We start from the raw sequence: 13,354 nt of genomic DNA, 5'->3' as shown, positions 1-13,354 counted from the left end.
CAAACCTCCTTTTTAAGAACTCAAACACGGTCTTTCTCGCTGCATCACACCTGATTCGCCTTCAGTGTTAGTGTGAGAACATATCGGGTTCGATCGCTACTCGATCGCAACGTGTCGCACTGCCGATCGACTACTGCGCTACATACCCACCATCTACCATCAACGTTTCACCTGTTATGAACGATGCCAGGTCAGATGATAAAAACAGGACTGCATTTGCAACTTCAAGCGGTGTTCCAACTCGTCCGATCGGGTGAAGTCCTGCCAAGTAAGCTTTGGCTTCATCTGTAGCGGCTTCAAACATATCTGTTTGGATTGACCCTGGTGCAACGCCATTGATGCGAATACCCGCTTTGGCATATTGGAGTGCAGCAGCTTTTGTCAAACCTACGACCGCATGCTTACTCGCGGTGTAGAGGAGTATGTTAGGAAGTGCAACGACTCCAACCGCAGATGCCGTATTGACGATTGCACCACTTCCCTGTTTCAACATCTGAGCGATTTCATATTTCATCGACAACCAAACGCCTTTGACATTGACGTTCATAATGTGATCGTATTCAGATTCTGTGTTGTAACTTAATTCACTCAACGGTGTTCGAGCTATTTTTCTACTTCTCAAAGAACGGCAACTCGTTTGTTTTATGATGAAACCATCATGTTGCTAGTCGCGCCCTGCCACAATAATCTTTTCTGCTAAACCGATCGGGTTAGAAAACATTACCTCATGGCTACCAGGCATTTGCACGAGCCGAAATAGCCCCAAGCGGCTAGACATTCTCGGATGCCAACCCCACTGTTCGCCTTGAGGGAGGACATTATCTTCTGTACAGTAGAGGTAACTTTTGAGAATGGGCAGCGAGTAAAACTGCTTCAAGTCCAACTTGTCAATTAACGGTTGATACGGTTCAGGTAATAATTGTGCGTAACTGGATTTAGCCAATTCTAGGTCAGCGTCGTTGAGAAACGCTTCTCGCCAAACCTCAAAAGGCATCATTATCGTACGATTGTCCGATTCTCTCGCTAGATTGTCGAATAACGCTTGAGAGTCGGGCGGGATGTTATTTCTAAGGCTCTCCCCATCCTTGAGGACAAAGGCATTGAAGAAGATGAGCCGTCGAATACGATGAGGAATTGCTTCGGCAACTTTCGCAATAATTGTCCCGCCGAAACTATGTCCTAATAGGACAATATCGGTTAAGTCTTTATCAAGGATGTAATCGACGATCGATTGTGTACATTGAGCATGGTTAACGTTTTTGTTCGCGCCTTTCCCGTGTCCAGCGATCGTAGGAGCAAAAGCTAGATGTCCTTTAGCTTCTAGCTGGTCAATGACTGGTTTCCAAGCAGAACCATCATGCCAGGAGCCATGAACTAAGACAAAAATTGACATTGGATAACTCCTATTATTTAGTCGCGATCGCCAGCACGATCGATCAGTGCGTTTGAGGGCAAGCTCGGATTGAGTAGCTTGCGCGCACTGTCAACCCCGACAACGGGAAGTGTACCCGGATCGAGCAAGCCGAGCTGAACCAATACACTTGCCTGATCCCAGTAGAGGTGTTCGTGGGCTAACTTGCCGTCGCGGAACTGGACAATCCCTACCACAGCCACTTCAACCAGTTTCCCTGTTGGCGCAATGCCGGGTAGCATCCAGTCCATCTGGACGGTATGAGTGAACTTAGCCAGCATTTCATCAACAAGCTGGTCGGTTCCGATCGTACGTGAGATCGGAATTAGCTCGATGTCCGGCGGCATCTGTGGAATGAAGTATTTGGAATAAAACTCGCGCAGTGCTGGTTTCCCGACTCCCCCAGTCATTATCGGGATGTGGTTAACGTAAGCATCTTCAACCATCGTAGCGAGGGCATCTTCATTACTGTGAGTGCCAAACTCGTACCCCAAATGCTCTTCCCAGAGTTCTTGCAAAAACTCCTGGGCTGGTGTCAAGTTGGTGCTTGCCTTTCTATTTGCTTGTTCGTCTACAGTTTGTTTGTTGACCATGTTATATTCTCCTGGTTCTATGTATCTAGAGTTTATTCAGTTCCAATGCTTAACTTCTTTCAGATTCTTACGATGATTTGTCAGATTCTTATCTAAATATTTCCGCTTTATACTGTTTCCGATTTGAGCGATCGCAGGTCACTGATTATTCCTGCTGAAGAAAGTCCAGTAACACGGGATTGACCCGATCGGCGTGAGTCCAGTTAATGGCGTGCGGTCCGCCAGGGATGACAACAAGTTGACTGTAATTGAAAATTAACTCGCTGTATATCCGCCATCGTTGGCGTAGCCTCTCCGACAGGAGAATCGCCAAAGACTGACCTGTGATGTAGCTCGCAGCATCAGAATAGAGAAAAATTGCAGCGCGTTTTTATCACTCAGTCAATTGCAGGACAATCTTGCCTCGCATTCTTCCCTTTTCTAAACGTTGATGAGCTTGAACGATGTCACTCCAAGGCAGAACTGAATCAATGACGGGTCGAATCTGGTCGCGTTCAATCAGGTTTCTCAGTGCGTCCAATTTGTCTCTATATTGAGGACTGAAAACGAAGTGAATCGTCAAATTCTTACCCCAGGCATCAAGAAGTGTTTGAGGCGTTGCAATATCGACGATTGTGACAAGTTTGCCAAATGGACGAATCACTTCTGAGCTATGTCCAATCGTATCGCCGCCAATCGTGTCTAAAACCAAATCAACGCCGCGATCCTTCGTTTTTCGCCCAATCACTTCAATATAATTTTCATGCTTGTAGTCGATGGGATAATCTGCACCCAGTTTCTTAACAAAGTCGAAGTTTTCGGCACTACATGTTGTAAATACATAAGCACCCATTGCTTTCGCTAGTTGAATTGCGATCGAACCGACTCCACCCGCTCCAGCATGAATTAGAACTGTTTCACCGACTTGTAAATTCCCTCTGGTTATAAGGCAATCCCAGGCGGTTCCTCCTGCCAACGGCAAGCAAGCTGCCTCAACATGGGTCAAATTAATCGGCTTAACTGCAACAATGCTTTCTTCTGCAACGTGGTATTGAGCATAACTACCAAACTCGCCAAAAATCTGGGGTGAGTAGTAAACTTCATCTCCAACCTGCAAATGAGTGACTGCCTCTCCAATAGCTTCAATCACGCCCGAAACGTCAACTCCGATAATTGCAGGGAGACGAACTAAATCTTTGTAGTCACCCCGACGAGTTTGATAATCAATGGGGTTGATCGAGGTCGCATATACTCGTACCAGAACTTGGGTCGCTTTTGGAACTGGCTTAGGGATGTTTTGAAATTCAAACACCTCAGCTCCACCAAAAGCGGTCAGTATCGCAGCTTGCATGTACTCCATATCAGCCTCCTTGCGTCTAAAAATTAAGTCCAGTTGTTCTCTCTTGAAATGGATCGATTCACTGTGAGTCCACCATCAAAAATCAAAAATTAACTCGCTGTATATCCGCCATCAATCACTAAAGACTGACCTGTGATGTAACTAGCAGCATCAGAACACAAGAACACAACGGTTGAGGCAATTTCTTCAGGTTTACCCATTCGACCCATCGGCACGATCGACGCAAGTTGCTGCTCTAGAGCAGTATCTTTATTGCTAAAGCGATCGATCATCTCTGTGGCAGTCAGACCAGGATTGACAGCATTAATCCGAATGCCTTGCTGGGCATAGTCGAGTGCAGCGGCCGCGTCAACCCCATCACGGCATGCTTACTGGCAACATAAGGACTTGTCCCGGCAAACGCCACTAACCCGCTGGTTGAAGAATTATTGATAATGACTCCCGTTCCTTGGGTTAGCATCTGTTGAATCTCATATTTCATGCACAGAAACAGTCCCCGCACGTTAATCGCCATCAGTTTATCGAATTGTTCAAGTGAATGTTCATGTAGGGGCTTCATCGGTGATTCGATTCCGGCATTATTGAAGGCACAATCGAGTCGTCCATAGGTTTCGACTGTCTTTTGCACTAATGCTTTGATGTCTTCCTCATTCGAGGCATCTGAATGAACGTATAAGCATTCAGCGCCTTTTTCGCGAATCAGTTTGGCGGTTTTTTCACCTTCTGCATCGCGTCTACCGGAGAACACGACTTTTGCTCCAGCAGCACCAAAGGCGATCGCTGTTGCTCTGCCAATTCCCGATGTACCACCAGTGACTAACGCCACTTTATCTTGCAGTATCATCCTGTTTCTCCTGTTTCAATCAATATTGACCTTCAAAAATCAAACTCCGATCCGTTTAGCAATTACCAACGCCGTGAAGCTTGTCTAATTTTCTGTAAATTCCAGCACAATTTTCCCTTGTGTCCCCCCTCGCTCTAGACGCTGATGTGCTTGAATTATCTGATTCCAAGACAGCGTTGAATCAATGACGGGACGAAGCTGAGTGCGCTCGATTAGTTTTGTTAAAGCATCTAATTTTGCTCGGTATTGTGGCGTGAAAACAAAATGGATAGTCAGATTCTTGCCCCATGCTTCGATGAGTGATTGCGGCGTTTCAGTGTCTACAATACTCACAAGCCTGCCAAATGGGCGAATAATTTCTGGGCTACGCTGGATTGTTTGCCCACCGATCGTATCCAAAACTAAATCAACACCTAGCTTATCTGTTTCTTGATAAATAACTTTCGCGTAATCTTCGTTCTTGTAATCAATGGCTCGATCTGCACCAAGTTTTTTGACAAAATCGAGATTTTTAGAACTGCATGTTGTAAAAACATAGGCTCCCATCGCTTTTGCAAGTTGAATCGCAATTGAACCAACGCCACCAGCACCCGCATGAATTAGAACTGATTCCCCAACTTGAAGATTGCCTCTCGTCACTAGACAATCCCAAGCCGTTCCTCCTGCAAGAGGAAAACACGCTGCTTCAATGTGCGACAAGTTAGAAGGCTTAAGCGCAACAATCCCTGCATCAGCAACATGATATTGAGCATAGCTGCCAGATTTTCCAAAAATCTGTGGCGAGTAATAAACTTCGTCTCCTACCTCAAAGTCTATCACTGATTCTCCAACTGTCTCAATAACCCCTGAAATGTCAACTCCGATAATTGCTGGTAATCGAACCAAGTCTTTGTAGTCACCACGGCGAGTCTTATAGTCAACTGGATTGATCGATGTCGCACACACCCTTACTAGAACCTGATTAGGTTTTGGTATTGGCTTAGGCACAGTTTGAATCTCAAACTTCTCAGCATCACCAAACGCAGTTAATACGGCTGCTTTCATAGATTCCATCTATGCCAACTCTTTTTGATTCTGAAGTATCATTTTATTTCTCCTAGTATTAATTTCGTTGCAATTGACTTGCAGCAATAATCGCTGCCATCAACTCCGTCATGTTCCAGTGCCCGATATATCGATTTCCATTGATAAAAAGGGCTGGAGCAGTTGTCACTCCACTCTGTATTCCACCTTCGATATCTTCATTGATGCGATCGACATGCACTTGTTTAGCCAACTCTTTGAGAAATTGAGGAATGTCAAGTCCTAAATCATTGGCGTACTCAACTAGATAACCATTCTCCAACCTTTGTTGATGGGCAAATAAAGTGTCGTGCATTAACCAAAACTGTCCTTGGACAGCGGCGGCAACGGCTGCTTGGGCTGCCCGTTGAGCGTGAGGGTGAATCTGTGTTTGCGGAAAATGACGGAAGATAAAGCATAAATAATCCTCTCCAAAAGAAGTACTAAGCTCTCGTTTGATCACTTTAATCAGCTTGTAAACGTCCGCACTTCTGGAGTCTTGATAATCTCCATACATCACCAGCACGACCTTGGCACTCAGCACACCTTGCATCCAATCTTGGGTTGAAGGTGGGATAAGTAAGGAACTCTGGCTACGATCGTCGTTCATCTTTCTAGATCTGCATCAAGACCTTGCAATTTACTTGCTCAATCTGTTGATTACATGACTGTTTGCTATAAATTCAATATAGGCGATCGCCTTCAAGCTGTCGTCTATATCAAGTTGAAATTTTTACAGTACAAATTGATAGAGTAACCATTCCATCGCGGAGTAGAAGGTTGGCTATAACTTAAGTTAGAATCGGGTGCACTGATTTGTTTGAGAGTACATTGGTTTGTAGTGGCTATCAGAGTAGGTAGTATCATCAGTCAAACATTTCTCTCCCAATAGGGCGGATTCCCAAATCGTTGAATCAGGAAATCAATAAATATCTGAACACGTCGCGAATGCTTACGATTCGGTAAATACAATGCATAAAAGCAGTTCGTCTAGATTAAATTCAATCTAGACGAACTGCTCAATTTATAGTTAAATTTTAGTCGCTAGCAGTGTGACCAAATCAGCATGAGCTAACACCACATCGGGGCTGCGTTGAAACGCCGCATCATACTTCACAGCAAAGTCATTTCCAGCTTCATCAGGTTTGATACTCCCCACCGATGAATCGGGGGGATTCTTGATGTATTCCACAAAGGGACTTTCAAAGGCGTTATCAATCCACCTCTACCCACTTAGATTGGACAAATCCAACCCTTGCGTATACTTTTACCTTTTTATGCTTTCAGAGTCCATCACAAAGCCAGATAGGTACGCTCAATAATTCACTGTTGCTTGTTTGATCAGGCTACGGTCAAGCCGAGACGAACCAACTCAGGAGTTACACCTTATGAAATTATTTCAACACGTAGATGGTTGTTCTTAATCGCTGCACCTATTATATCATTGAAACTCAAGCCGCTGCACTCATTTTTAGGCGACTAAATAAGTCGCAGCCACGTTCCTCCCCATGTCTAAAGCCAGGGGCTTCCCGCTCGTTTTTCGGTGATCACGGCGCGACCTCAGAACTTTGCGCCGCTCATGGCTGCCATGAACGCCATCGGGTTCCAGTACTCGCGGTAGGTGACGATTAGCCCGTTCTTGAACGTGACAAACGTGGCGTAGCTCATTTCATAGGGGTTGCCGTTACTGATCACCCGGCCTGAGACGCTCCACTCGGCAATGGCCATGTTGGGGTCATCGGTAGCGATGATCTTCAGCGTGGGAGTCCGCTGCACGTCAATGACGCTGGGATAGTTCTTCAAATACTCGTAGATAGCCGCTCGGCCCACCAGCTTTCTGGACGCCACGTCGGGCGCGAAGGGGAATTCGACGATCACGTTTTCGTCGCAGAGTTCAGCCCAGCCCTTAATATCTTTGGCTAGGAAAGTGTCCAGACTGCGCTTCAGCAATTGCGCTGCGGTCAGACCCTTGCCAGCCTCTTGCGTGTGTGCGGGTGCGGCGGTGGCAAGCGTGACGTCGCTTGTGAGATGATCTTGTTTCATGTGATTGTGTCCAAGTTGGGGTTGATGATGTTGACTTGCCCCTGCGGCAAATCTCAGAGCTATCGCCCTTTCGGGCGGGGTTGCTTTCACTGATTGCGTACTTCTCTTAGGCCATCCGGGCAGCGATGCTTTCGGCCAGCATCATGGTCGGGAAACCCGTTGCGACGGAGGGCACGTCAGGCCAGATCGAGGCATCGACGACTCGCAGGCTTTTGACGCCACGAACGTGCCCGTCAATATCCACCACGGCCCCGGCATCGCGCGGTCCGCCCATGGGAACCGTGGAGGTCGGATGCCCATAGCTCTGCACAGCGGCGGCCAGTGTGGCGTTGATCGATGCGCGGTCACTCTTAGCCGCGCCCGGCGATAGTTCTTCACCCACCATGCTGGCAAAGGGCTGCTGCCGCGCGATGTTCCGGATGACTTCGATACCATCGACCAAGCGATCGCGATCGCCGCTGTCCGTCAGGAAGCCGAGATCGATGATGGGAGCGGCATGGGGATCACGGCTGGCGATGGTCAGCGTTCCCACGGAACGTGGTCTCACAAGCGCAGCAAAGAGCAGGAACATCACACCGTCCGAGGTTTGCCCACCGTCGGGCATTGGCGCGGTGCTGATGTTCAGATCCGCCTCGCCGCTCGTCGCGTCACGCGATGCCGTCCACAGCATTGCGCCAATGGGAGGATACGCAAGCCCGACGGCTTCCTTACGAATGGACCAGACGGTCGGGACCAGCGGATGGTCTTGCAGACGACGACCGACCGGCAGTTCGGACACGACCGGGATATCGAGGCCGCGAAGCACCTCGGAGGGGCCTATGCCGGATCGCATCAGGATCGCCGGACTGACATACGTGCCAGCCGACAGGATGACTTCACCGGCCAGGATGATCGCGCCGCCAGCCAGTCGGACGCCTTGGGCTTTGCCTTGCTCCACCAACACGGCATCGACCAGCGTCTCGTCGCAGATGGTCAGATTGGACCGGGTGCGCACCGCATCACCCAACAGGGTCATTCCCGTGTTGAGCCGCACACCCATGCGGGTGTTCATCACATACGGACCAACGCCCAGCGGCTGCTCGGTCGTGAAACCCGCTGTGCGCTCGTAGCCCGCCGCCAGCGCCGACGCGATGAAGTCGCGATGCTGGTCGGAGACTTCCTCATCGCCAAGCTGGTGGATGGGGACGGGGCCGTCACGGCCCTCGCCGCCAGAGCCGGAGCTGCGCTCCAGCGATTGATAGAATGCCTGCGAGCTTTGCCAGTTCAAGGCGTCGAGGTCATGCGCATTGGCCCAGCGATCGTGGTCGTATTTTGGCAGCCGCATCGTCACTGCGCCGTTGACGGCTGAACAGCCACCCAGTACTTTGCCACGGTAAAGCTGAAGCCTTCTGCCCAGCAATCCAGGCTCGCTGTAAAAGCCCCAGTCATGCTGCGAATCGCCACCTAATAGGTCCTGGCGGCGGACTGGGTCGGGGTAGGCGTTTGGGGGATATGCCTTGCCCGCTTCGAGCAGCAAGACACGGCGAGATGGATCGGCACTCAGTCGGTTGGCCAGCACTGCGCCAGCGGACCCACCGCCGACGATAATGATGTCAAACTCTGCTCGGCCAGCGCGCCCAGCAAAGTCTCGGCGGCTCTGTTCTGTTGCGTTGATTGTTTGATTGCCTTTCATTTCATTACTCCTGTAAGGTCTTCTCCGCACGGCACATGCCGCGCATTTGGGATAATTTTAGTGATCAATCCAAGATCCTGCGTTGCATGCTTTGCGGTGACGATGCCAATCTTGCGGTTCGATGTGATGGCAATCGCTCTTATTTTGCGCGTGCGCGTTGTAATTAGGTGCTTTTACACAGATGCCATTTGCCGATCGAGCTTGGTCTCCTGTCCATCTCGTTGCACGGATTGAGCTTTGTCATAGCTCTCCATCAGGGCGCGGTAAATCGGCATGAGGTCAACCATGACAGTGGCAAACTCCATTGCGTCCGGACGGTTCCATGTGTTCATGAGTTCGCCGATTACTGCGTAAGTGTCGATGGGCATGGCTCCCGCCTGGACGACGCGGGCCAGAGTGAGCTCGGTCGCCATCTGGCTCCAGTTGCCGGAAGCGTCAATGATCGTGAAGACCTTGTAACCAGCGGCCAGTGCGCTCAGCGTCGGAAACGCCATGCAGACGCTGGTGAGAGTTCCGGCGATGAGGAGAGTCTTTCGCCCAGTCTTCTCGATCGCGTCTACCCAAGCTGGGTTGTCCCAGGCGTTAATCTGTCCTGTGCGCGGAATGTAAACCGCGTTAGGATTGTGCTGGTGGATTTCGGGAATCAGGGGACCATTGGGACCATCGGGCACCGAAGCAGTCGTGAAGGTCGGAATCTTGGCGAGTCGGGAAGTCTTGGCGAGCGCCGTGACATTGGAGCGGAGGACTGGGAGTTCGATGTCACGCACAAGTTGGAAGAGTCCGCTCTGATGATCGATCAGCAGCAGAATGGCGTCGTTGGGATCGATCATTGTGTCGATGGTGTTGCTCATGGGTTTATCTCTTTTTTCATTCAAATTTCAGAATAAGTTCAATATAGGAGATCGCTTTCAAGCCGTCTTCTACAGCAAGTTAAAACTTTTACAGTACAAATTGATAGAGTAACCCTGCGATCGCAAAGTAGAAGGCTGGCTCTAACTAAAGTTAGAATCCGAACTCGATCGAAAGTACATCGGGTATGACAATGATTCGTGCAAAACTTTATCACGACAGGCTTAAAACCTTTGTATAGCTACTTTTAAAGATCGATGTTTCCAAGAGTCATGAATCGTTTTACGGCAGTGAAATTTCCGGTTCAATATCGTGGATTACTTGCAGATCGTAATCGACCGCCTTGGTGGCGCGCTTCGCGATCGGCGGTGGAGAACGATTGCCGAAGGCAGGCTACGCCAACGAGATTAAGATCGTAGACCCCAAGACGTTGCACCCGTTTCTCTGACTCAGTTCGGCGTTTTCAATCGCGATCGTCGATAAATTTACCCCTCGATTATATTCGATGTTCCCACAAAAACTAGATCGCTGTTTCCAGCGTCACTTCAAGGTGTGCGGATTCACGATCTGTGCCATACCTTTGCCACCGAGCGGGTTGGGTTAATGGGGATTGAAGAGTTACGAGCACTGATGGGGCACGAAAATATTCAAACTACTTTACGCTATCAAAAGGTTACTTCTGAGCGAGCAGAGGCAGCAGCGCAGAATGCGTTTATGATGCTATCGATGCAATTGTTTTAGAGGTCAGTCTTTGAGAAACAATAGCAGATCGGCATTGAGGAGATCTTTATGCGTGTCAGCCAGTCCGTGAGGTGCTCCGGGATATATTTTCAGGGTGGCATTTTTTACCAATTTTGCAGCAGCGATCGCCGCAGCACCAATCGGTACGATCTGGTCATCATCGCCATGAACTATCAGTGTTGGCACGTCAAACTTTTTGAGATCTTCAGTGAAATCCGTTTCAGAGAAAGCTTTGATACAGTCAAATGCATTCTTGTGACCCGCCTGCATTCCCTGGAACCAGAACCAGTCAATCGCGCCCTGTGAGACTTTGGCACCCGAACGGTTGAAGCCGAAGAATGGGCCGCTGGCGAGATCTTGGTAGAGTTGCGATCGATCGGCTAAGGAACCAGCACGGAGTCCGTCAAATACCTCGATCGGCAGTCCATCGGGATTTTGTTCGGTCTTGAGCATCAGTGGTGGTACAGCAGAGATCAGCGCAGCTTTAGCAAGTCGGGCTGTGCCGTGGCGACCGATATAACGGGCGACTTCGCCGCCTGTGGAGAAGCCGATTAAGGTAGCCGCGTTGAGATCGAGCGTTTCCATCAACGCGGCGAGATCGTCAGCATAGGTATCCATCTCGTTGCCGTTCCAGGGTTGACTCGATCGTCCATGTCCCCGTCGATCGTGGGCGATACAGCGAAAGCCACGCTCTGCCAAAAACAACATCTGCGCTTCCCAGCTATCGGCATTTAAAGGCCAGCCGTGACTAAAAACAACGGGCTGTCCTGCGCCCCAATCCTTGTAGTAAATCTGCGTACCGTCTTTGGTGGCGATCGTGCTCATCTTTTGTGTCTCCTGTTTTTGATTAGGGAGGATCTGGAATGTCGTTGCCCTCATCGATCGATAATCGATCGCACAATGATGTGAGGGGGAAAGGATCGATGGCACGCCGCTGTTCCTTCACCCCTCTTTCCCCACTTGACTAGGGATTTTGGCTTGGGTGTAAGATCTGAGCATACGAACTCCGTTCTGCCGATCGAAGATGCTTAGATCGCATCCAGTCCAAGCTGTATTCAGCTATTTCTCGCCAGCCGCGATCGAGTACCAGGGAGTGCCCGCGATCGGCGAACTCCTTGAACTCGGTTACAGCCTTCGATTTCCTGTGATACAGATTGAGCGCACTCTTGACCATCACTGACGGAGCTGTGTTGTCTTCTGCGCCTGATATCAGCAGCAACGGGCCGCGAGTCGCGTTCGCCACATTGACCTTCGTTGCTGCATTTGGGTTGAGGGTTGCTGTGGCAGCCTCGAAAAATGGTCGCCCAGGGGCTGGCATTGCGTACTTGGCGTACAGTTCCTTAGCTTCCTGCTCTGAAACGGCGTTGGTAAAGCCGAAGCGGAACTGTTGCTCGGTCAGGGACACCGCACGCCAGAAGTTTAAGGGATTGCTCAGAACCGGAAACGCGGATTTCAGTGCCGAGAGTGGCAGTTCGGGTACGCCCTTGGGCGGCGCAGAATCGATCGCGATCGCAGCGGCAGCAAGGTCACGACCAAGTAGGTTCTGTACTAGGATTCCGCCAAAGGAATGTCCAATGAGGATTGGCTTGCGATCGAGCTTTTTGATCTGCTTGGCAATGTGGTCAGCGATCTCGGTCACGCCATAGCCTGCGACAGCATCAGCGTTCTGGCGCGTTGCCTCGGTGGTTGCCCCATCGCCCGGCCAGCTTGCGGCGATCGCGTCATAACCATGCTCGTGGAAGAACTCGATCCAAGGATTCCAGGATTCTGCATGAAGCCAGAGTCCATGAACAAAGACAATCGGCATCTTGGTGGTATTTTCGGGTGACATCACAGTACTCCTTATAGTGTTTCGCAACTTTGGTGTATCTAAAAGACATCTCTTAAAAAGCCTATCAAGAACAGGCAGGATGCCTGTTCCACAAGAATTATGGGAGATATCTAAACAACTTGTCTGCAATGATGCCGACTACCTAAGACCACCCGTGACGTATAGCGTTTCACCAGTGATCCAGGCTGAATCGGAGGATGCGAGGAAAACAGCCGCAGTTGCAATATCCTGTGGCTGTCCAATGCGACCCAGTGGGGTTTGCGCTTCAGTCTGTTGGCGACCTTCGCCCTCGGTCATTCCCGCTGTGTGAGAACCCTCCGTCTCCACCATGCCAGGATTAATGGCGTTGACGCGGATGTGGCGTGGTCCTAGTTCTTTCGCGATCGACTTTGTGATAGCATCAACAGCCGCTTTACTGGCGCTATAGATCGAGCCATTTGCAGGCGCAAGGGTGCTCACGATCGAACTAATGTTGATAATGCTGCCGCCCTCTGGTCCGAAGTGCTTTACTCCTTCCTGCAAGGTGAGGATCAATCCCAGCACATTCAGATCGAAATGCTTGTGGAAGTGCGCTTCCGTGATGTATTCAAGTGGGGCAAATTCATAAATGCCAGCATTGTTGACTAGGATATCGAGCCTGCCAAAGACCTGCTGCGTCTGTGCAAACAGATGTTCGATCTCTGCTTTTTTGGACACATTTGCCTGAACTGCGATCGCCTTCCCACCAGCGCTAGAAATCTCATCAACCACGCGATCGGCTCCTTCTTTGCTAGAGGCGTAGTTGACGACTACGGCTGCACCTTCGGCTGCCAAATGTTTGGCGATCGAGGCTCCGATGCCTTTAGATGCACCCGTCACGACTGCAATTTTTCCTTCTAGTTTTTTCATGGTGAGTCCTATAGTTGTGGAGTTGGAAAGAGTTATCTAAAACAGGTTGCGAGAACACAAGAAGATACCTTTCGGATATGC

General features: G+C 49.8%; 13 protein-coding genes and 1 pseudogene. All 14 read right to left on the bottom strand.

Annotated features, from left to right (window positions below):
* Positions 1-130 precede the first annotated feature (130 nt).
* The gene (locus tag JGK22_RS00985) at positions 131-592 is read right to left on the bottom strand and encodes an SDR family oxidoreductase (protein ID WP_293204201.1); all 462 of its coding nucleotides are present in this window, start codon (positions 590-592) and stop codon (positions 131-133) included.
* 72 nt (positions 593-664) lie between these two features.
* Positions 665-1,393, bottom strand: coding sequence for an alpha/beta hydrolase (locus tag JGK22_RS00980; protein WP_293204203.1), 729 nt, complete (start codon positions 1,391-1,393; stop codon positions 665-667).
* Positions 1,394-1,410: 17 nt separating this feature from the next.
* A complete protein-coding gene (locus tag JGK22_RS00975; protein WP_293204205.1) occupies positions 1,411-2,004 on the bottom strand; it encodes an ester cyclase in 594 nt (197 codons plus the stop codon).
* 373 nt (positions 2,005-2,377) lie between these two features.
* Positions 2,378-3,343: a zinc-dependent alcohol dehydrogenase family protein gene (locus JGK22_RS00970; protein WP_293204207.1), complete on the bottom strand. Its 966-nt coding sequence runs from the start codon at positions 3,341-3,343 to the stop codon at positions 2,378-2,380.
* An 89-nt stretch (positions 3,344-3,432) separates the two neighbouring features.
* Positions 3,433-4,187 (bottom strand): annotated as a pseudogene (locus JGK22_RS00965) (SDR family oxidoreductase).
* Between the two features lie 84 nt (positions 4,188-4,271).
* On the bottom strand, positions 4,272-5,231 hold the full coding sequence (locus JGK22_RS00960) for a zinc-dependent alcohol dehydrogenase family protein (RefSeq protein ID WP_293204209.1): 960 nt from the start codon (positions 5,229-5,231) through the stop codon (positions 4,272-4,274).
* Between the two features lie 58 nt (positions 5,232-5,289).
* Positions 5,290-5,859 (bottom strand): DsbA family protein, encoded by a 570-nt coding sequence (locus tag JGK22_RS00955; protein WP_293204211.1) that lies wholly within the window; start codon positions 5,857-5,859, stop codon positions 5,290-5,292.
* Between the two features lie 420 nt (positions 5,860-6,279).
* The gene (locus tag JGK22_RS00950) at positions 6,280-6,441 is read right to left on the bottom strand and encodes a hypothetical protein (protein ID WP_293204213.1); all 162 of its coding nucleotides are present in this window, start codon (positions 6,439-6,441) and stop codon (positions 6,280-6,282) included.
* Between the two features lie 368 nt (positions 6,442-6,809).
* Entirely contained in the window at positions 6,810-7,292 is a 483-nt protein-coding gene (locus tag JGK22_RS00945) for a nuclear transport factor 2 family protein (RefSeq protein WP_293204215.1), read from the bottom strand.
* 106 nt (positions 7,293-7,398) lie between these two features.
* Positions 7,399-8,964 carry a GMC oxidoreductase gene (locus JGK22_RS00940; RefSeq protein WP_293204217.1) on the bottom strand — a complete coding sequence of 522 codons (1,566 nt, stop codon included), beginning with the start codon at positions 8,962-8,964 and terminating at the stop codon, positions 7,399-7,401.
* Positions 8,965-9,137: 173 nt separating this feature from the next.
* Positions 9,138-9,815, bottom strand: a complete 678-nt coding sequence (locus tag JGK22_RS00935) for an isochorismatase family protein (protein WP_293204219.1) — start codon at positions 9,813-9,815, stop codon at positions 9,138-9,140.
* Between the two features lie 742 nt (positions 9,816-10,557).
* The gene (locus JGK22_RS00930; RefSeq protein WP_293204221.1) at positions 10,558-11,484 is read right to left on the bottom strand and encodes an alpha/beta hydrolase; all 927 of its coding nucleotides are present in this window, start codon (positions 11,482-11,484) and stop codon (positions 10,558-10,560) included.
* A 34-nt stretch (positions 11,485-11,518) separates the two neighbouring features.
* Positions 11,519-12,385, bottom strand: a complete 867-nt coding sequence (locus JGK22_RS00925) for an alpha/beta fold hydrolase (protein ID WP_293204223.1) — start codon at positions 12,383-12,385, stop codon at positions 11,519-11,521.
* Between the two features lie 138 nt (positions 12,386-12,523).
* The gene (locus JGK22_RS00920) at positions 12,524-13,273 is read right to left on the bottom strand and encodes a glucose 1-dehydrogenase (protein WP_293204225.1); all 750 of its coding nucleotides are present in this window, start codon (positions 13,271-13,273) and stop codon (positions 12,524-12,526) included.
* Positions 13,274-13,354: the final 81 nt, after the last annotated feature.

The sequence above is a fragment of the Microcoleus sp. PH2017_08_TRC_O_A genome (genome assembly GCF_020738665.1).
Lineage (GTDB): Bacteria > Cyanobacteriota > Cyanobacteriia > Cyanobacteriales > Microcoleaceae > Microcoleus.
This window is presented reverse-complemented; position numbering and strand designations above follow the sequence as displayed.